Annotated in this window: 27 protein-coding genes and 1 tRNA gene; 19 read left to right on the forward strand and 9 right to left on the reverse strand. The window is 63.3% G+C overall.

The window, feature by feature from the left end; genetic code table 11:
- Window positions 1–251 precede the first annotated feature (251 nt).
- Entirely contained in the window at window positions 252–1,679 is a 1,428-nt protein-coding gene (locus AB3G45_RS07850) for a lipopolysaccharide biosynthesis protein (RefSeq protein WP_367830059.1), read from the forward strand.
- Window positions 1,669–2,937 (forward strand): GNAT family N-acetyltransferase, encoded by a 1,269-nt coding sequence (locus AB3G45_RS07855; protein WP_367830060.1) that lies wholly within the window; start codon window positions 1,669–1,671, stop codon window positions 2,935–2,937. The genes AB3G45_RS07850 and AB3G45_RS07855 overlap by 11 nt, the downstream gene beginning before the upstream one ends.
- Window positions 2,938–2,959: 22 nt before the next feature.
- Here the strand turns inward: AB3G45_RS07855 and AB3G45_RS07860 are convergent, their stop codons facing one another.
- Window positions 2,960–4,603, reverse strand: a complete 1,644-nt coding sequence (locus AB3G45_RS07860; RefSeq protein ID WP_367830061.1) for an AMP-binding protein — start codon at window positions 4,601–4,603, stop codon at window positions 2,960–2,962.
- 74 nt (window positions 4,604–4,677) lie between these two features.
- A complete protein-coding gene (locus AB3G45_RS07865) occupies window positions 4,678–4,941 on the reverse strand; it encodes a BON domain-containing protein (RefSeq protein WP_367830062.1) in 264 nt (87 codons plus the stop codon).
- A gap of 266 nt (window positions 4,942–5,207) precedes the next feature.
- Here AB3G45_RS07865 and AB3G45_RS07870 point away from each other — a divergent pair, with 266 nt between their 5' ends.
- From AB3G45_RS07870 to AB3G45_RS07885, 4 genes are all read left to right on the forward strand, one after another.
- A complete protein-coding gene (locus AB3G45_RS07870) occupies window positions 5,208–5,369 on the forward strand; it encodes a hypothetical protein (RefSeq protein WP_367830063.1) in 162 nt (53 codons plus the stop codon).
- Between the two features lie 88 nt (window positions 5,370–5,457).
- Window positions 5,458–5,793: a hypothetical protein gene (locus tag AB3G45_RS07875; protein ID WP_367830064.1), complete on the forward strand. Its 336-nt coding sequence runs from the start codon at window positions 5,458–5,460 to the stop codon at window positions 5,791–5,793.
- Window positions 5,790–6,047 carry a hypothetical protein gene (locus AB3G45_RS07880; protein WP_367830065.1) on the forward strand — a complete coding sequence of 86 codons (258 nt, stop codon included), beginning with the start codon at window positions 5,790–5,792 and terminating at the stop codon, window positions 6,045–6,047. Before AB3G45_RS07875 ends, AB3G45_RS07880 begins: the two co-directional genes overlap by 4 nt.
- Window positions 6,044–6,337, forward strand: a complete 294-nt coding sequence (locus tag AB3G45_RS07885) for a hypothetical protein (RefSeq protein WP_367830066.1) — start codon at window positions 6,044–6,046, stop codon at window positions 6,335–6,337. The genes AB3G45_RS07880 and AB3G45_RS07885 overlap by 4 nt, the downstream gene beginning before the upstream one ends.
- Window positions 6,338–6,808: 471 nt before the next feature.
- On the opposite strand, the gene AB3G45_RS07890 is transcribed toward AB3G45_RS07885, so the two are convergent.
- The gene (locus AB3G45_RS07890; RefSeq protein ID WP_367830067.1) at window positions 6,809–7,552 is read right to left on the reverse strand and encodes a hypothetical protein; all 744 of its coding nucleotides are present in this window, start codon (window positions 7,550–7,552) and stop codon (window positions 6,809–6,811) included.
- Between the two features lie 27 nt (window positions 7,553–7,579).
- Window positions 7,580–7,885: a hypothetical protein gene (locus tag AB3G45_RS07895; RefSeq protein ID WP_367830068.1), complete on the reverse strand. Its 306-nt coding sequence runs from the start codon at window positions 7,883–7,885 to the stop codon at window positions 7,580–7,582.
- Between the two features lie 9 nt (window positions 7,886–7,894).
- On the opposite strand from AB3G45_RS07895, the gene AB3G45_RS07900 reads away from it, so the two are divergent.
- Complete coding sequence (locus tag AB3G45_RS07900) at window positions 7,895–8,302, forward strand: hypothetical protein (protein ID WP_367830069.1); 408 nt, start codon at window positions 7,895–7,897, stop codon at window positions 8,300–8,302.
- A gap of 48 nt (window positions 8,303–8,350) precedes the next feature.
- Here AB3G45_RS07900 and AB3G45_RS07905 read toward each other — a convergent pair whose 3' ends face one another.
- Window positions 8,351–8,683: an RcnB family protein gene (locus AB3G45_RS07905; RefSeq protein ID WP_367830070.1), complete on the reverse strand. Its 333-nt coding sequence runs from the start codon at window positions 8,681–8,683 to the stop codon at window positions 8,351–8,353.
- A 138-nt stretch (window positions 8,684–8,821) separates the two neighbouring features.
- Here AB3G45_RS07905 and AB3G45_RS07910 point away from each other — a divergent pair, with 138 nt between their 5' ends.
- Entirely contained in the window at window positions 8,822–8,974 is a 153-nt protein-coding gene (locus AB3G45_RS07910; RefSeq protein WP_367830071.1) for a hypothetical protein, read from the forward strand.
- 24 nt (window positions 8,975–8,998) lie between these two features.
- Window positions 8,999–9,349, forward strand: coding sequence for a hypothetical protein (locus AB3G45_RS07915; RefSeq protein ID WP_367830072.1), 351 nt, complete (start codon window positions 8,999–9,001; stop codon window positions 9,347–9,349).
- A 256-nt stretch (window positions 9,350–9,605) separates the two neighbouring features.
- On the opposite strand, the gene AB3G45_RS07920 is transcribed toward AB3G45_RS07915, so the two are convergent.
- A tRNA-Leu gene (locus AB3G45_RS07920) sits at window positions 9,606–9,690 on the reverse strand.
- 170 nt (window positions 9,691–9,860) lie between these two features.
- Here AB3G45_RS07920 and AB3G45_RS07925 point away from each other — a divergent pair.
- Window positions 9,861–10,370, forward strand: a complete 510-nt coding sequence (locus AB3G45_RS07925) for a disulfide bond formation protein B (protein WP_367830073.1) — start codon at window positions 9,861–9,863, stop codon at window positions 10,368–10,370.
- A gap of 70 nt (window positions 10,371–10,440) precedes the next feature.
- Here the strand turns inward: AB3G45_RS07925 and AB3G45_RS07930 are convergent, their stop codons facing one another.
- Window positions 10,441–10,998, reverse strand: coding sequence for an HNH endonuclease (locus tag AB3G45_RS07930; protein WP_367830074.1), 558 nt, complete (start codon window positions 10,996–10,998; stop codon window positions 10,441–10,443).
- Window positions 10,999–11,102: 104 nt separating this feature from the next.
- On the reverse strand, window positions 11,103–11,753 hold the full coding sequence (locus tag AB3G45_RS07935; RefSeq protein ID WP_367833533.1) for a DNA-3-methyladenine glycosylase: 651 nt from the start codon (window positions 11,751–11,753) through the stop codon (window positions 11,103–11,105).
- 126 nt (window positions 11,754–11,879) lie between these two features.
- Here AB3G45_RS07935 and gluQRS point away from each other — a divergent pair, with 126 nt between their 5' ends.
- Complete coding sequence (gluQRS, locus tag AB3G45_RS07940; protein ID WP_367830075.1) at window positions 11,880–12,788, forward strand: tRNA glutamyl-Q(34) synthetase GluQRS; 909 nt, start codon at window positions 11,880–11,882, stop codon at window positions 12,786–12,788.
- Here gluQRS and AB3G45_RS07945 read toward each other — a convergent pair.
- The gene (locus tag AB3G45_RS07945; protein WP_367830076.1) at window positions 12,735–13,679 is read right to left on the reverse strand and encodes a YihY/virulence factor BrkB family protein; all 945 of its coding nucleotides are present in this window, start codon (window positions 13,677–13,679) and stop codon (window positions 12,735–12,737) included. The genes gluQRS and AB3G45_RS07945 overlap by 54 nt on opposite strands.
- A gap of 214 nt (window positions 13,680–13,893) precedes the next feature.
- Between AB3G45_RS07945 and AB3G45_RS07950 the strand changes: the two genes are divergently transcribed.
- The 8 genes from AB3G45_RS07950 to cysP all read left to right on the forward strand — a co-directional run bounded on the left by AB3G45_RS07950 (window position 13,894) and on the right by cysP (window position 20,455).
- Complete coding sequence (locus AB3G45_RS07950; RefSeq protein WP_367833534.1) at window positions 13,894–14,721, forward strand: SDR family oxidoreductase; 828 nt, start codon at window positions 13,894–13,896, stop codon at window positions 14,719–14,721.
- A 101-nt stretch (window positions 14,722–14,822) separates the two neighbouring features.
- Window positions 14,823–15,020, forward strand: coding sequence for a twin transmembrane helix small protein (locus AB3G45_RS07955; RefSeq protein ID WP_367830077.1), 198 nt, complete (start codon window positions 14,823–14,825; stop codon window positions 15,018–15,020).
- A gap of 7 nt (window positions 15,021–15,027) precedes the next feature.
- A complete protein-coding gene (locus tag AB3G45_RS07960) occupies window positions 15,028–15,606 on the forward strand; it encodes a cob(I)yrinic acid a,c-diamide adenosyltransferase (RefSeq protein ID WP_367830078.1) in 579 nt (192 codons plus the stop codon).
- 34 nt (window positions 15,607–15,640) lie between these two features.
- Window positions 15,641–16,426 carry a rhomboid family intramembrane serine protease gene (locus AB3G45_RS07965; RefSeq protein ID WP_367830079.1) on the forward strand — a complete coding sequence of 262 codons (786 nt, stop codon included), beginning with the start codon at window positions 15,641–15,643 and terminating at the stop codon, window positions 16,424–16,426.
- 183 nt (window positions 16,427–16,609) lie between these two features.
- Complete coding sequence (locus AB3G45_RS07970; protein ID WP_367830080.1) at window positions 16,610–17,359, forward strand: electron transfer flavoprotein subunit beta/FixA family protein; 750 nt, start codon at window positions 16,610–16,612, stop codon at window positions 17,357–17,359.
- Between the two features lie 22 nt (window positions 17,360–17,381).
- Complete coding sequence (locus AB3G45_RS07975; RefSeq protein WP_367830081.1) at window positions 17,382–18,311, forward strand: electron transfer flavoprotein subunit alpha/FixB family protein; 930 nt, start codon at window positions 17,382–17,384, stop codon at window positions 18,309–18,311.
- Window positions 18,312–18,457: 146 nt separating this feature from the next.
- On the forward strand, window positions 18,458–19,330 hold the full coding sequence (locus AB3G45_RS07980) for a 3-hydroxybutyryl-CoA dehydrogenase (RefSeq protein WP_367830082.1): 873 nt from the start codon (window positions 18,458–18,460) through the stop codon (window positions 19,328–19,330).
- Between the two features lie 141 nt (window positions 19,331–19,471).
- Complete coding sequence (gene cysP / locus AB3G45_RS07985) at window positions 19,472–20,455, forward strand: thiosulfate ABC transporter substrate-binding protein CysP (protein ID WP_367830083.1); 984 nt, start codon at window positions 19,472–19,474, stop codon at window positions 20,453–20,455.
- Window positions 20,456–20,513: the final 58 nt, after the last annotated feature.

Here is a 20,513-nt window from a genome sequence, read left to right on the forward strand (position 1 = left end):
CTTGTCCGCCGCCTTCAATCTCCAGCGTCATCCTCGGGCTTGACCCGAGGATTCACACGGCGCGCACGGCGTTTGTGACGGGGATGGTCGGGTCAAGCCCGACCATGACGGAGGAGAGGGCTCGATCCGCGGCTGGCCTTTTGAATATCATGTCCGGGCGGCGTATTCTTTGCCACCCAACCGTTTGTTAACCCTGATCTGACAAGACTGATCCTCGTTCTGTTCTGCGTTGCGTTCGGGTTCCTGTGTTGATGGCGGTCATTCAGTCGGCGGAGAAATTGCTGCCATCGGCTCTGCGCGGCAGGGCGGAACCGCTGGTGCGCGCGCTGGGAACGATCCTCGTCAGCGACGACCCCCGCAACCTTGCCCAGCGCATGGCGCTCGTCACCTTCGCCATCCGCGTCGTCAATGCGGCGATCGCCTTCCTCTCGCAGATCGTCCTTGCCCGCCTGATGGGCGAGTTCGAATACGGCATCTTCGTCTTCGTCTGGGCGCTTGTCGTCATCTTCGGCGACATGTCCTGCCTCGGCATCCACACCACCGTGGTGCGCTTCCTGCCCGACTATGCGGGCCGCAGCGCGCATGCGGAGATCCGCGGCCTCACCTCGACGGCCCGCGTCTTCGCCATGCTGTCCTCGACGGCGCTGGCGGCCGTCGGCCTCTGCGTCCTTTGGTTCTTCCACGACAGTTTTGCCGGCTATTATGTGGTGCCGCTTTTCGTCGGCCTGTTCTGCATGCCGATGATCGCGCTCGGCGACGTGCTGGACAGCACGGCGCGCGCCCATAGCTGGGCGGTGGTGGCCCTCAGCCCCACCTATATCATCCGCCCGCTGCTGATCCTCGGCTTCATGGTCCTGGCGGTCTTCCTGGATGCGCCGCATACCGCGCTCACCGCCATGGTCGCCGCGCTCGCCGCGACCTACCTTACGACCGTCGTGCAGTTCTTCAACATCCTGCGCCGGCTCAGCAAGCGTTACGTCAAGGGGCCGCGCAAGCTGGAATTCTCCCTCTGGATCAAGGCGGCGCTGCCGATCTTCCTGATCGAGGGCTTCGGCTTCCTGCTCACCAATTCCGACGTCATCGTCGTCGGCCTCTATCTCGACCCGGAAAGCGTCGCCATCTATTTCGCCGCGGCAAAGACCATGGCGCTCGTGCATTTCGTGTTCTTCTCGGTGAAGGCCGCGGCCGCGCCGCGCTTTTCCGCGCTGTTCGCAGCCGGCGACCGGGTGGCACTGGCCCGCTTTGCCGGCGAGACGGTGCGCTGGAGCTTCTGGCCGTCGCTGGCCGTCGGGCTCGGCGTGTTGGCGCTCGGCCATTTCCTCCTGTCGCTGTTCGGCGCCGCCTTCACGGCCGGCTACAGCCTGATGTTCATCCTCTTCGTCGGCATTCTCGCCAAGGCGCTGATCGGGCCGGGCGAGGTGCTGCTCACCATGGCGGGCCAGCAGAAACTCTGCGTCGTCGTCTATGCCGTGGCGCTGACGGCCAATATCGGCTTCAACGTCACGCTCATTCCGCTCTTCGGCCTGACGGGCGCGGCAGCGGCCACCGCCGGCGCCATGATCGTCGAGGCGCTGCTGCTGCACCTCGTCGTGCGCTGGAAACTCTCCATCATTCTCTTCGCCTTCGCCAATCCGGTGAAGGCAAGCCTTGCCAACGGGATGGACCGCCATGACCGATAGCCACGGCTTCGACCACACGATCGCGGCAGGACGCGTCCAGGCGGCCATTCCGCCCGCCCTCTCGCATGCCCCCCCGGCGGACCAGCGCATCGACGTCGGCCGGACCGGCCGGTCGCTGGCGCTCTATCCGGCGACGGCCGGCTATGAGCTGCAACAGGAGCTCGATTTCCTGTCGAACCGCGTCATGGAGCCGAACGTCTTCTTCACCGGCCGTTTCCTCGCGCCCGCCATGCCGCGCCTGGAGGACCGCACCGTGCGCCTTTCGGTGCTGCGCGACGAGAGCGCCGGGCGCAGCCGCATGCGCTTCCTCATGCCGTTCTCCATCGAGAAGCCGGGCTTTTCCATCGGCTCCAGCATCCTGCGCGTCTGGTCGAACCCGTTCGGCCCGCTCGGCACGCCGCTCGTTGATGCCGAGGAGGCCGCCGAAACGCTCGACAACGTGCTGGAAGCCCTCGGCAGTGCGGGCAGCGGCCTGCCGGGCATCCTCGTCCTGCCGGACCTGCGCCTCAACGGCGCCTTCGCGCAGATGATGCGCGCCGTCGCCATCGGCCGGAACCTTCCCGTCACCGTCACCGATACCTATCGCCGCCCGATGCTGGAGAGCCTGCTCGACGGCCAGACCTACCTGCAGCACGCCGTCTCGCCGGAGCATTTCCGCGAGTTGCGCCGGCAATGGCGCAAGCTCGACGCCATGGGCGCGCTTTTCTACAACGTCGCCCGCCAGCCCGCCGACATCCGGCTGCGCATGGAGGAGTTTCTGCTGCTCGAAGCCTCGGGCTGGAAGGGGCGCGGCCGCACCGCGATGATCAACGACCGCTACCGCGCGGCTTTCGCCCGCGAGGCGATCAGCAACCTTGCCGAGATCGACGGCGTGCGCATCCACACGCTCGACCTCGACGGCCGCGCCATCGCCTCGATGATCGTCTTCATGACGGGCGGCGAAGCCTATACGTGGAAGACCGCCTATGACGAGGACTTCGCGAAATTTTCGCCCGGCAAGCTGCTCGTGGCGGAGCTGACGGAGTGGCATCTCGATGATGCCAACATCGCCCGGTCCGATTCCTGCGCCGTACCGGACCACCCGGTGATGAGCCGCTTCTGGGAGGAACGCGAAGACATGGGCACGCTCGTCGTCGGCCTGCAGCAGAACCGCGACCGCGACGTGCGCCAGGTGGCGACGCAGCTTCACCTCTACCGCAACACGCGCAATGTCGCGCGGTTGCTGCGCGAGAAGATCCGCGCGCTGGCGCGCCGCTAAGGGGCGGGCGCGACTTCGTAAATCAGGCGGCGAACGGCGTCTCCTCCGCCGCCCGCTTGCGCAGGAGGTGGTGGATGACCTTGCCCGAGGTCGTCAGCGGCAAGGCATCGACGAAATCCACCTCGCGCGGATATTCATGCATGGAAAGGCGCGACTTCACCCAGTCGCGGATGTCGTCCGAAAGAGCCTGCGAGGGCGCGTGGCCGGGGCGCAGCATCACATAGGCCTTGACGATTTCCGTGCGCACGGGATCGGGCTTTCCCACGGCGGCGGCAAGCTGCACGGCCGGGTGGCCGGCAAGGCAGTCCTCGATCTCGCTCGGGCCGATGCGGTAGCCGGAGGACGTGATGACGTCGTCGTCGCGGCCGAAGAAGGTGACGTAGCCCTCCTCGTCCATGCGCCCGAGATCGCCGGTCGTCATCCAGTCGCCGATGAATTTCTCCGCCGTCGCCCGCTCGTTCCTCCAGTAGCCGAGGAACATGACGGGATCGGGCCGCTTCACCGCGACCTGGCCGACGGTGCCGCGCGGCATTTCCCGGCCGTTTGCATCGATGATGGCCACCACATGGCCGGGCACGGGCTTGCCGATCGGCCCCGGCCGCGACACGCCGAGCTTTCCGATCGAGCCGAGCACGATGTTGCACTCCGTCTGGCCGTAGAATTCGTTGACGGTGATGCCCAGCGTATCGCGCACCCATTCCCAGGTCTCGCGGCCGAGCGATTCGCCGGCCGAGCCGATGGTGCGCAGGTTGAGCCGATATTTTTCGCGAGGGTTCGCGACCGATTTCATTAGCCGCAGCGCCGTCGGCGGGATGAAGGCGTTGCGCACGTCCATGTCCTGCATGATGCGATAGGCCATGTCGGGGTCGAACTTCTGGCCCGGCGAGGAGACGACGGGCACGCCGAGCAGCAGAGCCGGCAGGAGCACGTTGAGAAGCCCGCCCGCCCAGGCCCAGTCGGACGGCGTCCAGATGCGGTCGCCCGGCTGCGGCAGGAATTCGTGATGCATCTGGAAACCCGGCACATGGCCGAGCAGCACGCGATGGCCGTGCAGCGCGCCCTTCGGCGGGCCCGTCGTGCCCGACGTGTAGATCATCATCGCCGGATCGTCCGGCCCGCTGTCGACGGCTGAAAAGGGGCCGGCATGGCGGGCGAGGAGGTCTTCGAAGGATTTTGCCGCGCCGCCCGCGGCCAGCCCGGTGGCGATCACCAGGTCGAGTGCCGGCAGGTCGGCCCGGATCGGTGCCAGCCGTTCCAGGCCGAAGGGGTTGGTGACGATCGCCCGCGCCTCGGCGTTCCTCAGTCGGAAGGAGAGCGCGTCTGCGCCGAAAAGCAGGGCGAGCGGCAGGGCGATGGCACCGAGCTTGTAGATCGCCAGATGCGCGATGACCGTCTCGAAACCCTGCGGCAGCAGGATGGCGACGCGGTCGCCCACCCGGACGCCCTCCGCCGCAAGCGCCGCAGCGAAAGCATCCGACCGGGCGGCAAGTTCGCCATAGGTGAGGGAGAGCGGCGGGCCGTCCGGCAGGAAATGCTGAAGACAGACCCGGCCGGGGTCGCGCGCCGCCCAGGCATTGGAAACCGCGGTGCCGATGTTGAAGCGCTCGGGGGTCTCCCAGCGGAAGTCCCGGTACAGCGCATCATAAGTCGATCTCTCGGCGAGCATCGGGCGTCACTCCAGTTTGCTGCATTGCACCTAGCATTCCGGAGTGCCGCCCGGCAATGGCGGTTTTTGGGGGCTCAGAGCCAGGAGAGGCGGTTGTCCACCTCACCGACCTCCTTGACGGAGGCGGCGATCGCAACGGCCCGGCCAGCCTCTTCGGCCGAGCCGACGCTGCCGGAAAGGACGATCCGCGTACCCTTGCAGGTGACGGTGATGTCGGAGGCATCCACGTCGCCGGCGATCGACAGTGCATCGGCCACCGCGGCCTCCAGCCAGGCCGGATGCGGCCCATCGAAATGCTCGGGCGGTTTACCCTTGAACGTCCCTTCCTTGAAGACCATGTCGCACTCCTCTTGCTCGGCTTCCGCAGCAAAACGCGGAAGGAGCCTATTTGTTCTTTGTGGCTGAAGGAAAGACGGGCGGCGCGCGATATCGGCGACCTTGCCCGAAAACGGTTGAGACCCAAGAGCGTGCACATCGCTCTCGGGTCCCCCTCCGCAACCACATCCGGGGGTGTCTGTCGTTGCACCGAATAAATGCGGCCCCGCAAAATTTGTTCCCGCTAAAAAGCAAATTTTTTGAAGGGTTAGCCGGGGATCATCGTTCGATGTATCGTGTGCAGTCGATCGTTGAGGCCATCGCGCGCCTCGCGCCGGACCCGTTCCAACGGGCAGGACGCATCGAAGCGAGGGCTGAAAGCGCCGCGCTCCGGCTGACGGCATCGCGCAAACAAAAAATGCTGCCCCATGCCAGCATTGAAGCGCCGTAGCGCAGGAAAACACATTCTAACAACCCGTCGAAAACTGCCTGAATCTCTCGACGGGTCCTTGTTTCGTTCTCATATGCTGAGTAGCATCTTGTCGCATTACGTCGTCCGGCCAAAGGTGGACCGATGGGGACTGGTTTACCAGCAGGATACCGGCGCGGCACGCGCGGTCCATGAAACCGTCCAGATTGGTTATTTTGACGAGTTTCTCGGCTCGCTCATCGGCACCGGCACAAATGAAGAGCGAGACGAACTCGTTGAGCATGGTACTGACCCGCTGATTGAAGCGATCAAAGCCTATCGCGCCGCCTCATCGAATTCAATCGTCTCGCGAAAGAAGACGACGATGATGACCGTTGGAATGAATACGGTGAAGCCACATATGTGCCGTGGCAGCATAAATTGGACGCGTGGGATACGGGCATGAGCAGAAATCCTTATGAAACCGGACCCTTCCGGCATGTATCGGATATGGAAACTCCACTGACCACGGTTTCCGATATCTTGCATGGTATTGCGCTGATCGCCGAGACGATGGACGATGATCATGGCAGGGTCGTGCAGCGCATGGCTTGGCTGGCCATCGAACAGTGCAGTGCCGCCGAGTGCTTGCGTGGGGAACTGTTTCATGTGACGCATCCGAAGCGCGAGCATTTCGAGAAAGAGGGGTGGCCGTCATGAGGAGGGCCATCACCGAAAGCTTCTGCCGCGCCGAACTTGAGCGCCACGTCGAGGAGATGATTGAGTTTCTCGATATGCTTGACGGCGACCCTGACCTTGAGGGCGGTGGCGATGCCGACTGGTCCGGCTATGAGGACGAGTTGCCAACGCGCCAATGGTCGAGCGACGGCGTGGCGGAGGCGTTTCGCATGATTGCAGCCTCGCCAGCAGCATCGATGCGGGCCGACGAATACGCCGACACACCACGGCCGCCGCTGCTCCACGATTTCCGGGGAGGCGTCGGCAAATGAAGCTCATTGCCCTCCTGAAAGCCGCCAGAGGCATTGCCTGGGTAGGTGAACTGGTGGCCGATTGCGGGGTATGGATCATCGACCAGTGCGACCTTCATGCTTCACGCTGACAGGCTGCCAGTCCCACTGCCGAAAATCTGCATTCGGCGCGATAGGGGAAATGCGTTCTTTTTTTCGGGGCAGATAGCCCGAACCAGACGGCGGATTCTCCCTACGGGAATGCTGGATTTACAGGCCCTCCAGCCGACTTTTTTTGCAAATCGGCCGAGTGGATTCACGCGGTTTTACCAGCGGAAGAAGTTCGTTCCAGGCCGACGCGATGAATATCACCGATGCCACCGGCACCCGCCTGCACTTCATCGAGGTGCGAAGGCGCTGCTGATCCCGCATGCCTGAAACGAGAGCCGGGCTTAGGTCCGGCTTCTCAGATGATTCTCTCTGTATCCTCGGTTGAGAGTAGAGATAGAGGTTTCACTGGGCTATCAGAAACTCGCCATTCTCGCACAGGTTCTGCGTCCCCTCGAATGGATCACGTTCCGCTTCTTCATCGTATTCCGCCCTCAGATCGAATGAGCATGAGGGGCGTCCGTCCGGTATGATCAGATACGTGGTGTCGCCCGGTGCGAGAACTTGGTTCCCATATGTGTCGCCGTCATAATCGTTCACGCCTTGTTCCGAGAAAAGCAGGCTGACGATCGGCATATCTGCTTTGTTGGTGATCCTGACCTCAAGGTCGTTGGGATTGAGCGGCGCCCCGCATGCCGCCACGAGCGCGTCGATATGATCGGCAGCACCAGCAAGTGGGATATCCTGTTTGGAGCCATCGATTGAGACGTTCAGGGCACCATTGGCGGATAGGATCCGGACGAGTTTCCGATCCAGTCTAGTCTGCCCTTCCAGATGGAGCATGTCGTCGATCTCTTGAAACTGGCCACTGGCAGAGAGTTCGACCGATCCTGCATCCGACGACAGCGTGACCCGCATTTGCTGGCCGTCCTTTGCGTCAGGCGCATCATGGGTCACGATTAGGCGGACGGTTTCATCACCTGTCGAACAGTAAAATCCGATGGGGGAATAGTCCGTGTCCGGAATTCCGTATGAGAGAAAAGTCGTGTTGTCATATTGGCTGACGAGCCATTGAAGATTCTCGGAGCTCGCCGCACTCGCGGAAGTGAAGAGCGCGGCGAAAGCGCAAAGGCATATCCGAATATCCATTGTGTCGATCCTCCCCCAGCTAATCCCTCACTTCGTCGGTTTAACGAGCGATACGACACGCGGCTTTGACGGTGCATCAAGCCATTCGATCCACTTGGCCCGTTCTTCAAGCGTGTCGAAGAAACGCCAAAGTTTGTAGCCTTCGTCGGTTGTCTCCAGCATCTCCCCAAGCGAGGCTAGTTCGAGGGGGAGCGTCACCTCCGTGCCATCGAAGCGTACAAAATAGATACCATCGGCGGCCGGTCGGATGACTTGACCGGTTCCATAGCTTCCATCGAGGTCATCGACCGTGAAGTACATGTCGGTCAGCAAATCGGAGATTTTTTCGGTCATAGGAATCCAATGCCAGTCTTGAAGAATGCTCGTCACGAGAAGTTCGCCCAGGCGCTCGCCAAAGGCAAGACGGCAGATGACGCATATGCGGAGGCCGGCTTCAAACCTGACCGGGGCAACGCGTCACGATTACAGCAGAAAGACAACATCAGACAACGTGTGGCCGAGCTTTTGGAATGGGAACAGGCGGTAGAGCGAAAGGCCACGGAGAAGGCCATCGACAAGCTCGCCATCACGAAAGAGCGGGTCCTGGCGGCCAAGATCGGTTTCGCCGACATCCGCAAGGCCATCAAGTGGCAAGGCACGTTGGAGGACAATCCCGAAGGCGGCGACGTCCTCGTGATCAAGAACGTCGTGACGAACACCGTGACGCTCGTTTCGAGCGATGACATCGACGATGACACGGCCGCGGCCTAACGCATTCAGCCCCGCCCCTTAACCGGAGAGCGGGGCGTTGCTGAAATGTCAGCGGCCGTTAGTGAGGCCGAGAATAAGGCCCGTCGCAACGCTCACGAGCAAATAGTCGTTGTCGACTTTTACCCATTGCTGCCCTCTTGCTGGAGCACGCAGGCCGTAGCGCTTGTAGTCCCGCACGGGCGGCCGGCGCTTCCAATCCGAGTATCGCTGGCCTTTCGACCACTTGTGTCGCTTCACCGGCGGCTTCTGAGCATGGTGCTTTTGTGAGGTTTGGTAGGCCGGCTTCTTGTGCGGCTGGTAGTTCTGGGCCTGTGCCGACAGTGGGGCGATAGCAAAGCACACGGCCAGTGCTGCTGCGATGGATCTGGCTAAAACCTTCATGGTTGCGGTCCTCGTTGTTGATGGGGTGACCGTAACCGTGACGAAATGAACCAAAGATGAAAGCGAGGGTTAACTTTTTGTAATGAAGGCCGCCCCGGTCTGTCGCCTGAGGCGGGCGCCTCATTTCAGGAGAGAGCGATGAACAACTTCACCTCGATGCTGATCTCCGGGTTTATATGCGCCTTGATCGTCACCCCGTGGTGGGGCGGCTTCCTGTTCGGAGCGATTTTCTCTCTGATCGTCGCGGCCATCATGGACGGTATCGCATACCTCTTCAGGCATCGCGCCTAACCCCTCCCAAGCAAGGAGCGTGACATGACCGCGAGCCGTGGCTGGTGGGATGATGTTCCTTATAGCGAGAACGGGCAGCAGCCATTCTCGATGCAGATCGAGGCTAGCCCGGATTTTCATCACCCCTGCGGCTTCATCACCCTGAGAGAGCGTCACGAGGTAGGAGCATCATTTCTGTTTCTGGCTTTTGAGCCCGGGCGCCCCGCCGGGGACTGGACGCGCGACGACGGTGTAGTCAGTCCACAAATCACGCGACCTCTTCGCAGGTTTTTGGTTCTTCGCTTCGATTGCCTTCATCTCTTCCAAAGTCGCTCTCGGCGCTTTCTGCCTATCGCCTCCTCCTTTGGTATGGCTACTAAGCATGTGCTTGAATAAAACTCTATCGAGAGGGCGCCGATAAGAAGTGGAACATGCCCAGCGATAGGATAAGATTCTGTGATTATCGGCTATGCCCGGTCAGAGTCTCCGCTTTCCCGGGCCGCCTCATGCGAATCTGGACCGATGCCGATTGGCCAACGATAAGAGAGCGGCCACCGCATCCTACCGCGCTCGCAAAGGTGGGCTAAAAGGTGGACTGAAAACAGTTGCCTCACCTGTACTGCCTGAAAAGCCAGCGTTTCTCGAAAAACTATGGTGCCCCATGCCGGAATCGAACCAGCACTCCTTTCGGAACTCGATTTTGAGTCGAGCGCGTCTACCAGTTCCGCCAATGGGGCACGGCACTTGCAGCCATCGCCGTTTACACGAAGCGCTGGCGGGCGGCAACCGACAAATCCGGGATGGGGTGCGATCACATATGCGTGCGGGTGATTTACAACGCTGCCTCACCTGATAGAACTCGGCGCCGTTTCGCCGGCACCCCTGCCGGCCCGATTGGACGATCCTGATGACGGCATCTCTCGACCTTTCCCGCAAGGCATCCGCAGGCCTCCTGACGCTCGGCATGGCGGCGACCGTCGGCGGGGCGCTCGGCTTCGAGCATATCGGCGGCTACATCCCCTGCGCGCTCTGCCTCTTGCAGCGCGATCCCTATTACTACGGCATCCCCGTCGCGATCGCCGCGCTGCTGTCGGCGCTTTTCGGCGGCCCGGCCTGGCTGACGCGGATGCTGCTTGCCGTTGCCGGCATCATGATGCTCGTCGGCGTCGGCATGGGTGTCTACCATGCGGGCGTCGAATGGGGCTTCTGGGAGGGACCTGCGACCTGCGCGACCACGGCGCAGGGCGTCACGCAGAATGCCGGCGACCTCCTCGCCGATCTCAACGCCAAGCACGGCCCGTCCTGCACGGAGGCGTCCTTCCGCTTCCTCGGCCTGTCCTTTGCCGGCTGGAACGTGATCGCAAGCCTCATCCTCGCCGCGATCGCCTTTTCGGGCGTGCGGTCGGCGAAAGCGTGATATCCCTGCAACCCGGTCGCAAATGCTCGTGGGTGCCGCAAAAACGTCCGGCGTTTCTGCGGTTGCGGCATCAGGGCTGCAGTTCGACGTCCCAGTAGAGATAGTCCATCCAGCTTTCGTGCAGATAGTTGGGTGGAAACAGTCGCCCGTTGTTGTGCAGATCCTGAACCGTCGGCTGGTAGGGCTTCTGATGCGGGTGCATGCCCGCCTGCTTCGGCAGCTTGCTGCCTTTTCTCAAATTGCACGGGGAGCAGGCCGCGACCACGTTGGCCCATGTCGTCTCGCCGCCGTGGGCGCGGGGGATCACATGGTCGAAGGTCAGGTCGTCCGGCGACCCGCAGTATTGGCATTCGAACTTGTCGCGCAGGAACACGTTGAACCGGGTGAAGGCCGGGTGGCGTGACGGCTGCACGTATGTCTTCAGGCACACGACGCTTGGCAGGCGCATCGTGAAACTCGGCGACGACACCGAATGGTCGTATTCGGCGATGATGTTTACGCGGTCGAGAAACACCGCCTTGATCGCGTCCTGCCAGGACCAGAGCGACAAGGGATAATAACTCAGCGGCCTGTAGTCAGCATTCAAGACGAGGGCTGGCAGGGCCTGTGGTGAAACAGAAATCGTCAAGGGCTTCTCCTGATCGATTCGGCATCTGCCCTTCTATATTAGGCTCGTTGTTACAGCATTGTGAAGCGGAAAGGAAAAGCGAAAACAAGCTATTTCGCAGCGGATCAGCCTTCGAGCACGGGCGCCGCCTCGCGCCGCATCTCCCGCGAATAATAGGCCCAGAACAGGCGCGCCGAGACGCCGCGCCAGGGCGACCAGCCCTCGGCGATCCGGTCGAGTTCCTGCGGGCTCGGGCGCATGGCGAGGCCGAACGCATGGGCGACCGCGTTTTGCAGTGCGATGTCGCCGGACGGGAAGATATCCGGATGGCCGCCGCAGAACAGCAGGTAGACATCCGCCGTCCAGCGGCCCACGCCCTTGATGGCGGTCAGCCGGCGGGTCGCCGCGGCCGCCTCCATGCGGCAGACGGCGTCGAGGTCGAGTTCGCCGCGGTCGACGGCGTCGGCGGCACGGCGCAGCGTCTCCGTCTTTGCGCGCGACAGGCCCACGGCGCGGCAGTCCTCGTCGGAAAGGGCGAGGATGTGGTGCGGCGTGATATCGCCGGCCGCCGCCTCCAGCCGGCGCCAGATGGCGTCGGCGCTGGCGCGCGAAACCATCTGCGCGACGATGATGCCGGCAAGGCCGCGATAGCCCGGCGAAAGGCGGCGAAGCGGCACGGGGCCGGCCTTGTCGATGACGGTGAAGAGGCGCACGTCGAGCAGGGCGAGGTCGACGAGACCCGCCGCGACATCCGCATCCGTCCTGATCATGTGCAGTTGCATTTTCGCCAAGCGGCCCCGGTGCCGAGCATGATGCGCAAGAATCTACCGCGGTTTTGCGATGACACCATGCGACAAATCAAACAGTGTGACGTGACACGCCTCTTCATGCCAGAAGACCTCATGCAACCTGCTTTGTCAAAAAATCGTGTCTTCCGCTTCGCGCCGAGCCCGAACGGTCTCCTGCATCTCGGCCATGCCCTCTCGGCGATCCTCAACCACGATCTTGCCGCGGCCTGCGGCGGGCGGTTCCTCTTGCGCATCGAGGATATCGACCCCGCCCGTTCGCGGCCAGAATTCGAGACGGCGATCTATCGCGATCTCGCCTGGCTGGGCCTCGACTGGGAAAAGCCGGCGCGGCGCCAGTCGGAGCATCTCGCCTTCTACGGCGAGGCACTGGAGCGCCTCAAGGCCATGGGCGTGCTCTATCCGGGGTTCCTCAGCCGCGGCGAGGTGAAGGCGCGGGTCCTGGCGCAGGAGGCTGCAGGTGGAACCTGGCCGCGTGATCCGGACGGGGCGCCGCTCTATCCGACGGAAGAGCGCTCGCTCGACCGGAACCTGACGCTCGGCTGGATCGCGGCGGGGCGCCAGCATGCCTGGCGGCTCGACATGGAGAAGGCGCTGGCGCTCGTGCCGGAGGCGCTTTCATGGTCGGAGGCGGGCGAGGGGCCGGAGGGCGAGACAGGCATCGTCGCCGCGCGGCCGGAGCGCTGGGGCGATGTCATCCTGTCCCGGCCGGATGCGCCGGTGAGCTACCATCTCGCCGTGGTGCTCGACGATGCGACGCAGGGCATCACCGACGTGGTGCGCGGACAGGACCTCTTTCATGCGACGGCCGTGCACCGCCTGCTGCAAAGCCTGCTCGGCCTGCCGACGCCTTCCTACCGGCATCACGGGCTGGTGCCGGGGCCGGATGGACGGAAACTGTCCAAGAGCAACGAGGACACCGGCCTTGCGGCCTACCGGGAAAGGGGCGTCTCACCGGCCGGCATTCGCGCCCTGCTCGCGGGCTATGGCTTCGTCCTCCATTGAATCCTCCTCCGGTCGCGGCGGCTTGCGCACGCCGCGGACCCTGTCGAGGATCAGGTGCTTCACCCGATATTTCATCAGCGCCGCGTTGATTTCCGCGCCGATGATGAAGATTGCCCCGACGATGTAGAGGAAGACCAGCGCCACCATGATCGAGGCGAGGCCGGCATAGGTCGAGACGTAATTGGCGAAGGTGGCGAGGTAGGAAGCGAAGGCATAGGCGCCGATGCCCCAGGCGACGAGCGTTACCAGAATGCCCGGCAGCACGTCGGCGATCTTGCGCCGGCCGGCGGGCAGCCAGAGATGGGCGATCAGCAGGCCGACGAGCAGCACGAGGATGGTGCCGAACAGCCCCCAGCTTTCCACCCAGGAATAGACATAGGCGAGCCAGGGCAGCCAGTCGCCCGTCGCCCGCACGGCGAGGGGAGCGGCGACGAGCACGATGCTGAGGATCGCCAGCGCCAGCACGCCCGCGATGACGAAGCCGAGGCTGGCAAGGCGCGTGACGTACCAGTAGCGCGTCTCGGCCACCCGGTAGGCGCGGTTGAGCGAGACGCGCAGCGCCTCCACCCCGTTCGAGGCGAAGTAGGCGGCGGCGAGCACGGAGAGGGTCAGGAGCCCGCCGCGCGGAATGGTGAGCACCGCGACGACCTCGCGCGAGATGGGGGCCGCAATCGATTCCGGCCATGTGTCGAAGATGAGATGCACGGCGGTTTCGGCGAACTGGTCGGCACCGAGGAAGGAGCCGAGAGCCGTGCCGAAGATCAGGAAGGGGAAGATCGCCAGCAGCGTCGATAGCGCGACATGGCTCGCCATCGCCCAGCCGTCGTCTTCGGAAAAGTGCCAGATCGCATCGAAGACGACCTTGTAGGCAAGGCGGATGGCGGTCGGCATCGGCAATCCCAGTCCCTTGCGGCCGTCTTCGGCCGCTCTTGCATTGTCTGCCCGGAGATAACCCCTTACACCGGGATCGGTTCAGGTGTGGTCCGGATTCAATGGTTTGCCACGTCGCCGCGCCTCATGAGAGGCGCGCGGCGTGCTGGGGATGAATATGGGAAACACGCGCAGATTTGTACAGGAAACCGCCATGCCTTCTTCGAATGCGGCAATGCCGCCGAGCATCATCGTGACCGGGTGCTCCTCGGGCATCGGCGCTCATTGCGCCCGGGCGCTGAAAGCGGAGGGCTGGCGCGTCTTCGCAACGGTGCGCCGGCAGGAGGATATCGCCAGCCTTGAGGCCGACGGCATCGAGGCGCTTCCGATGGATTATACCAAACCCGAGACGATCGCCGCGCTCGTCGAGACCGTGCTGGAGCGCACCGGCGGCCGGCTCGACGCGCTCTTCAACAACGGCGCCTACGGCCAGGCAGGCGCCGTCGAGGACCTGCCGGTCGAGGCGCTGCGGATGCAGTTCGAGACGAATGTCTTCGGCTGGCACGACCTGACGCGGCGGGTGATCCCCATCATGCGCCGGCAGGGTTTCGGGCGCATCGTGCAGTGCTCGTCGATCCTCGGCATCGTGCCCTATCGCTGGCGCGGCGCCTACAATGCCTCGAAATTCGCGATCGAGGCGCTGTCGCTGACGTTGCGCATGGAGCTTGCGGGTTCTGGCATACATGTCAGCCTCATCGAGCCGGGGCCGATCGCCTCGCGCTTCACGGCCAATGCCCTGACGCATATCGAGAAGAACATCGACCTTGAGCATTCGGTCCATGCGGAGGAATATCGCCGCCAGCTTCAGCGCCTGCGCGGCGAGGCGAAGCCGGCGCACGGCAAGCTTGGGCCGGAGGCGGTGCATGCGGTGTTGCGCCATGCGCTGACCGCGAAGACGCCGAAGCCGCACTATGTCGTGACGACGCCGGCCCGGCAGGGCGTGCTCCTGAAAAAGCTGCTGCCGGCGGCGCTCTTCTACCGCATCATCGGCAGGCTCGGCTGACGCGGCACGGCGCCGCAGGGGTCTCGCCCGCAAAAAGCGTGCACTTTGCGCGAAATGCCCTATGTGAATAGGGCTGACGGAAATCAAATCGGATCGCTGGCATGTCTTCCTTTCTCACCTTCATGACCCTGCTCGTCATGGGCCTCGTCGCCATCGTGCTGGTGCGCGGTCTCGTCAACATGGCCAGGGGCGGCAGCGGCAACACCTCCAACAAGCTGATGCAGCTGCGCGTGCTCTTGCAGGCGGTCGCGATCGTCCTCATTATGCTGACGCTCTGGCTCACGGGCGGCGGGCGCTGAGGAAGACATGGTCAAGCTCAACAAGATCTATACGCGCACCGGGGACAACGGCACGACCGGGCTCGTCGCGGGGCCGCGCCGCAAGAAGCACGACCTGCGCGTCGAATCCTATGGCGAGGTGGACGAGGCGAATTGCTGCGTCGGCCTCGTGCGCCAGCACCTTGCCGATCATTCCGATCTCGACGCGATGCTGATGCGCATCCAGAACGACCTGTTCGATCTCGGGGCGGACCTTGCGACGCCGGAGACGGGAAAGAAGCTCGACTACGAGCCCTTGCGCATCGCGCAGGTGCAGGTGGACCGGCTGGAGAAGGAAATCGACCTGCTCAATGCGGATCTCGAGCCACTGCGCTCCTTCGTCCTGCCGGGCGGCACGCCCGCGGCGGCGGCGCTGCACCTTGCGCGCACCGTCGCGCGCCGCGCCGAACGGCGGATCGTCGCCCTGCAGGATGTTGAGGGCGAAGCGGTCTCAGCCGCGGCTGCGGCCTATATCAACCGGCTCTCCGATTTCCTCTTCGTCGCCGCGCGCTGGGTCAACGACAAGGGCCGAACGGACATATTGTGGGTTCCGGGCAAGAACAGGTAAGCTCGCTTCCGGCAGGCCTTGGGGAAGGGGATCCATGTTCATACCGCTGCACGATGCGAACACCCTGAAATACATCAAGGTACAATATGTCACGATCGGCCTGATCGCGATCAATGTCGTCGTCTGGCTGGTGACGGGGCTGGCCTCCACGCAGGCCTTCTCCGATGCGACGGTCGTCGGCCTCGGCTATATCCCCGCCGTCGCCTTCGATTTCGCCGACCTGGAGCCGAGCCTCGTGCTGGTGCCGGAGGACGCGACCTACATCACCTATGCGTTCCTGCACGGCGATTTCATGCATCTCGCCTCGAACATGCTGTTCCTCTGGGTGTTCGGCGACAATGTCGAGGATGCGCTCGGCCATTTCCGCTTCCTGCTCTTCTATCTGCTCTGCGCGGCGGCCGGCGCGCTGGTGCACGGCCTCGTGCAGCTGGATTCGGAGGCGCCGCTGATCGGCGCCTCGGGGGCGATCTCCGGCGTGGTGGCGGCCTATTTCCTGCTGCATCCGAAGGTGCGGGTCTGGGTGCTGGTGTTCTTCCGCATCCCCCTGCCGCTGCCGGCGGTCATTCCGCTCGCCTTCTGGATCGCCCAGCAGTTCTACATGCTGGTGGTCGATGGCGACAGCGGCGTCTCCTGGGGTGCCCATGTCGGGGGCATCCTCGCGGGCGCGATCCTCGTGCTCGTCCTGCGTCGGCGGGGCGTGCCGCTGTTCGACCGCACAATCGTGACACCGAAGGCTGTGCGGCATGTCGAGGCGGCGCCCGCCGCCGTCGAGGAGACGGCCGCGCAGCCTTCTACGCCGCCGACCCATTGGGGGCGGTGAGCGTGTCGCGCGGAGGAAATTGACGTGAACGTAAAGGCAATTTATAACCCGCCCCTTTTCAGGTCGAGAGGGGCCGTGGTGCATTGTAATTGGGGAAAAAACGCGTATCGATGTCGCCAACCGACAATCAGGGCGCCTTTGAAAGGCGCATTTTCCCTCGCGGGCATTTGAAGGAAGGAAGCCATGAAGATCCTGGTCCCTGTAAAGCGGGTCGTTGATTACAACGTCAAAATTCGCGTGAAGTCCGACGGCTCGGGTGTCGAGCTTGCGAATGTGAAGATGTCGATGAACCCGTTCGACGAGATTTCCGTGGAAGAGGCGCTGCGGCTGAAGGAAGCCGGCAAGGCCGAGGAAGTGGTCGTCGTGTCGATCGGCCCTGCGAAGGCAGAAGAGACACTGAGGACGGCACTCGCGATGGGCGCCGACCGCGCCGTGCTGGTCGAGACGGACGACGCCGTCGAACCGCTCGCCGTCGCCAAGATCCTCAAGGGTGTCACGGAAGCCGAACAGCCCGGCCTCGTCATCGTCGGCAAGCAGGCGATCGACGACGACAGCAACCAGACCGGCCAGATGCTCTCGGCCCTGCTCGGCTGGGCGCAGGCGACGTTTGCCTCCAAGGTCGAGATCGGCGACGGTAGCGTACAGGTCACCCGCGAGGTCGACGGCGGTCTCCAGACCATTTCGGTGAAGCTTCCGGCGGTGGTGACGACGGACCTTCGCCTTAACGAGCCGCGCTATGCCTCGCTTCCCAACATCATGAAGGCGAAGAAGAAGCCGCTCGACAAGAAGACGCCGGCCGATTTCGGCGTCGACACGAGCCCGCGCCTGAAGGTGCTGAAGACCGAGGAGCCGTCGGGCCGCAAGGCGGGCGTCAAGGTCAAGTCGGTCGCCGAGTTGGTCGACAAGCTGAAAAACGAAGCCGGCGTGCTCTAAGCAGGAAAGGGAGAACTAAACCATGGCCATTCTTCTTCTGGCAGATCACGACAACGCCACCCTTTCCGACCTGACCGCCAAGGCGCTGACGGCAGCAACGCAGATCGGCTCCGACGTGCATGTGCTCGTCGCCGGCGCCGGTGCCAAAGCTGCCGCCGAACAGGCGGCAAAGCTGGCAGGCGTCTCGAAGGTGCTGCTCGCCGACGACCAAACCCTTGCCAACAACCTCGCCGAACCGCTGGCCGCGCTCATCGTCTCACTGGCCGGCAGCTATGACGCCATCGTCTCGGCCGCGACTTCGGTCGGCAAGAACGTGCTGCCGCGCGTGGCCGCCCTGCTCGACGTCGCGCAGGTCTCGGAAATCGTCGAGGTGGTCTCTTCCGACACGTTCAAGCGTCCGATCTATGCCGGCAATGCCATCCAGACGGTGCAGTCGACGGACGACAAGAAGGTGATCACCGTCCGCACGGCGTCCTTCGCCGCTGCCGGCGAAGGCGGAAGCGCGGCCATCGAGACCGTCTCGGCCGCAGCAAACCCGGGCCTCTCGACCCACGTCAAGGATGCACTCTCCTCGTCGGACCGTCCGGAACTGACGTCTGCCAAGATCATCATCTCGGGCGGCCGTGCGCTCGGCTCGTCGGAAAAGTTCCGGGAAGTCATCCTGCCCGTCGCCGACAAGCTCGGTGCAGCGGTTGGCGCAAGCCGTGCTGCCGTCGATGCGGGCTATGCGCCGAACGACTGGCAGGTCGGGCAGACAGGCAAGGTGGTCGCGCCGCAGCTCTACATCGCCTGCGGCATCTCCGGTGCGATCCAGCATCTCGCCGGCATGAAGGACAGTAAGGTCATCGTCGCGATCAACAAGGACGAGGAGGCCCCGATCTTCCAGGTCGCCGACTACGGCCTCGTCGGCGATCTCTTCGAGATCCTGCCTGAACTTGAAAAGGCGCTTTGAGCCGGCTTTGGCCCGGCTTTGCGACGATGATTTCACTGGAAAAATGCGTCGCGGCGCTTTATCACTTCACCGGGCCGGCTCGACCGGCCCGGTGTTTTTTTGCCTGCGCATAGAGGCGCAGAGCGTGTGATGGGGCGATTGGCGCTATGATCAAGAATGTCGGTATTGTCGGTGCGGGCCAGATGGGATGCGGTATCGCGCACGTCTCTGCCGTGGCCGGATACAAGGTCCACATCTACGATCTGTCACCGGAGCGCGTTGAAACCGGGTTGGCCACGATCAACGGCAACCTTGCCCGTCAGGTTTCCTCTGGCAAGATGACCGACGAGGAGCGCAAGGACGCGCTCGCCCTGATCAAGGGGTCGTCCGACATAAACGACCTTTCCGACGCCGATCTCGTCATCGAGGCAGCGACCGAGGACGAGACCGTCAAGCGCAAGATCTACGGTCAGGTCTGTTCCGTGCTGAAGCCGGACGCCATCCTTGCCACCAACACGTCCTCGCTGTCGATCACGCGGCTCGCCTCGGCCACCGACCGGCCGGAACGCTTCATGGGCATCCACTTCATGAACCCCGTTCCGGTCATGAAGCTGGTGGAACTCGTGCGCGGCATCGCGACCGAGGAAGGCACGTTCTCCGCCGCCAAGGAATTCGTCGCCAAGCTCGACAAGACGATCACCGTCGCCGAGGATTTCCCGGCCTTCATCGTCAACCGCATCCTTCTGCCGATGATCAACGAGGCGATCTACACGCTCTATGAGGGCGTCGGTTCGGTGGAAGCGATCGATACCGCCATGAAGCTCGGCGCCAATCACCCGATGGGCCCGCTGCAGCTTGCCGATTTCATCGGCCTCGATACCTGCCTGTCGATCATGCAGGTGCTGCATGACGGCCTCGCCGATTCGAAGTACCGCCCGTGCCCGCTGCTGGTGAAGTATGTCGAGGCCGGCTGGCTCGGCCGCAAGTCCGGCCGCGGTTTCTACGATTATCGCGGCGACGTCCCCGTCCCGACACGCTGAGCGGCGGGACATTTCCCAAGCCTGCCCTTTCAGGGAAAAATGTTTCGCCTGCCGCAAGCGCCGCGGCAGGCCATGCCTCGGATCGGGGTCGGCCGGTCGCTATTGTCTGCCCGAATTCAGGTTCCATTCGGGGTTTTTCAGATGAAACGTTTGCTCCTTCTCGGCGTGGCTCTCCTCGGCCTCGCCGCTCCGTTCTCCGCGCAGGCCGCCGACGAGCTGCTCAATGCTTCCTACGACGTGGCGCGCGAACTTTTCGTCGCCGAGAACGAGGCCTTCGTGAAGGCGAATCCCGGTGTCACCGTCGACCAGTCGCATGCCGGCTCGTCCAAGCAGGCCCGCGCCATCGTCGAGGGCCTAGAGGCCGACGTCGTGACCTTCAATCAGGTGTCGGACATCGACTTTCTCGTGAAGAACGGTTTCGTCGCCGACGGCTGGCAGCAGAAGTTCCCGAACAATGCGTCGCCTTTCTACTCCTTCCCGTCCTTCCTCGTGCGCGCCGGCAACCCGAAGAACATCAAGGATTGGTCCGACCTTGCCCGTGACGACGTGAAGATCATCTTCCCGAACCCGAAGACCTCGGGCAATGCGCGCTACACCTATCTCGCCGCGACCGCCTATGCCAAGGAAGCCTTCAAGGACGATCCGGCCAAGGTCGAGGAATTCGTCACCAAGATCTTCGACAACGTGCCGGTCTTCGACACGGGCGGTCGTGCGGCGACGACGACCTTCGTCGAGCGCGAGATCGGCGACGTCATCATCACCTTCGAGGCGGAGACCAAGTCGATCGCCAAGCAGTATGGCGAGGACAAGTACGAGAGCGTCGTGCCCTCCGTTTCGCTGCTCGCCGAATTCCCGGTCGCCATCGTCGACAAGGTGGCCGACGCCAAGGGCAGCCGCGACCTCGCGAAGTCCTATCTCGATTTCCTCTATGCGCCTGAAGGCCAGAAGATCGCCGCCGAGTTCGGCCACCGCGTGCATGACGAAAAGGTCGCCGCCGAATTCAAGGACCAGTTCCCGGACATCCGCCTCGTGAATGTCGACGACGTCTTCGGCGGCTGGAAGAAGATCTCCGAGGAGCATTTCGCCGAAGGCGGCGTGCTGGACAAGATCTACGGCAGCCGTTGATCCCCCGACTTTCGTTTCATGGCAACCGGCGGGCGCAAGTCCGCCGGTTGTGGCGTGA

Source organism: Shinella sp. S4-D37, assembly GCF_040812195.1.
Classification (GTDB): domain Bacteria; phylum Pseudomonadota; class Alphaproteobacteria; order Rhizobiales; family Rhizobiaceae; genus Shinella.

What these genes read in the sequence shown, in the direction of transcription:
- AB3G45_RS07960 (WP_367830078.1), top strand. Translation starts at nt 15,028, where the DNA reads ATGGTCAAGCTCAACAAGATCTATACGCGCACCGGGGACAACGGCACG.
- AB3G45_RS07860 (WP_367830061.1), bottom strand. Translation starts at nt 4,603, where the DNA reads ATGCTCGCCGAGAGATCGACTTATGATGCGCTGTACCGGGACTTCCGC.
- AB3G45_RS07890 (WP_367830067.1), bottom strand. Translation starts at nt 7,552, where the DNA reads ATGGATATTCGGATATGCCTTTGCGCTTTCGCCGCGCTCTTCACTTCC.
- AB3G45_RS07975 (WP_367830081.1), top strand. Translation starts at nt 17,382, where the DNA reads ATGGCCATTCTTCTTCTGGCAGATCACGACAACGCCACCCTTTCCGAC.
- AB3G45_RS07910 (WP_367830071.1), top strand. Translation starts at nt 8,822, where the DNA reads ATGAACAACTTCACCTCGATGCTGATCTCCGGGTTTATATGCGCCTTG.
- AB3G45_RS07955 (WP_367830077.1), top strand. Translation starts at nt 14,823, where the DNA reads ATGTCTTCCTTTCTCACCTTCATGACCCTGCTCGTCATGGGCCTCGTC.
- AB3G45_RS07850 (WP_367830059.1), top strand. Translation starts at nt 252, where the DNA reads ATGGCGGTCATTCAGTCGGCGGAGAAATTGCTGCCATCGGCTCTGCGC.
- AB3G45_RS07925 (WP_367830073.1), top strand. Translation starts at nt 9,861, where the DNA reads ATGACGGCATCTCTCGACCTTTCCCGCAAGGCATCCGCAGGCCTCCTG.
- AB3G45_RS07915 (WP_367830072.1), top strand. Translation starts at nt 8,999, where the DNA reads ATGACCGCGAGCCGTGGCTGGTGGGATGATGTTCCTTATAGCGAGAAC.
- AB3G45_RS07865 (WP_367830062.1), bottom strand. Translation starts at nt 4,941, where the DNA reads ATGGTCTTCAAGGAAGGGACGTTCAAGGGTAAACCGCCCGAGCATTTC.
- AB3G45_RS07885 (WP_367830066.1), top strand. Translation starts at nt 6,044, where the DNA reads ATGAGGAGGGCCATCACCGAAAGCTTCTGCCGCGCCGAACTTGAGCGC.
- AB3G45_RS07950 (WP_367833534.1), top strand. Translation starts at nt 13,894, where the DNA reads ATGCCGCCGAGCATCATCGTGACCGGGTGCTCCTCGGGCATCGGCGCT.
- AB3G45_RS07880 (WP_367830065.1), top strand. Translation starts at nt 5,790, where the DNA reads ATGAGCAGAAATCCTTATGAAACCGGACCCTTCCGGCATGTATCGGAT.
- AB3G45_RS07900 (WP_367830069.1), top strand. Translation starts at nt 7,895, where the DNA reads ATGCCAGTCTTGAAGAATGCTCGTCACGAGAAGTTCGCCCAGGCGCTC.
- cysP (WP_367830083.1), top strand. Translation starts at nt 19,472, where the DNA reads ATGAAACGTTTGCTCCTTCTCGGCGTGGCTCTCCTCGGCCTCGCCGCT.
- gluQRS (WP_367830075.1), top strand. Translation starts at nt 11,880, where the DNA reads ATGCAACCTGCTTTGTCAAAAAATCGTGTCTTCCGCTTCGCGCCGAGC.
- AB3G45_RS07970 (WP_367830080.1), top strand. Translation starts at nt 16,610, where the DNA reads ATGAAGATCCTGGTCCCTGTAAAGCGGGTCGTTGATTACAACGTCAAA.
- AB3G45_RS07895 (WP_367830068.1), bottom strand. Translation starts at nt 7,885, where the DNA reads ATGACCGAAAAAATCTCCGATTTGCTGACCGACATGTACTTCACGGTC.
- AB3G45_RS07870 (WP_367830063.1), top strand. Translation starts at nt 5,208, where the DNA reads ATGTATCGTGTGCAGTCGATCGTTGAGGCCATCGCGCGCCTCGCGCCG.
- AB3G45_RS07945 (WP_367830076.1), bottom strand. Translation starts at nt 13,679, where the DNA reads ATGCCGACCGCCATCCGCCTTGCCTACAAGGTCGTCTTCGATGCGATC.
- AB3G45_RS07855 (WP_367830060.1), top strand. Translation starts at nt 1,669, where the DNA reads ATGACCGATAGCCACGGCTTCGACCACACGATCGCGGCAGGACGCGTC.
- AB3G45_RS07905 (WP_367830070.1), bottom strand. Translation starts at nt 8,683, where the DNA reads ATGAAGGTTTTAGCCAGATCCATCGCAGCAGCACTGGCCGTGTGCTTT.
- AB3G45_RS07965 (WP_367830079.1), top strand. Translation starts at nt 15,641, where the DNA reads ATGTTCATACCGCTGCACGATGCGAACACCCTGAAATACATCAAGGTA.
- AB3G45_RS07980 (WP_367830082.1), top strand. Translation starts at nt 18,458, where the DNA reads ATGATCAAGAATGTCGGTATTGTCGGTGCGGGCCAGATGGGATGCGGT.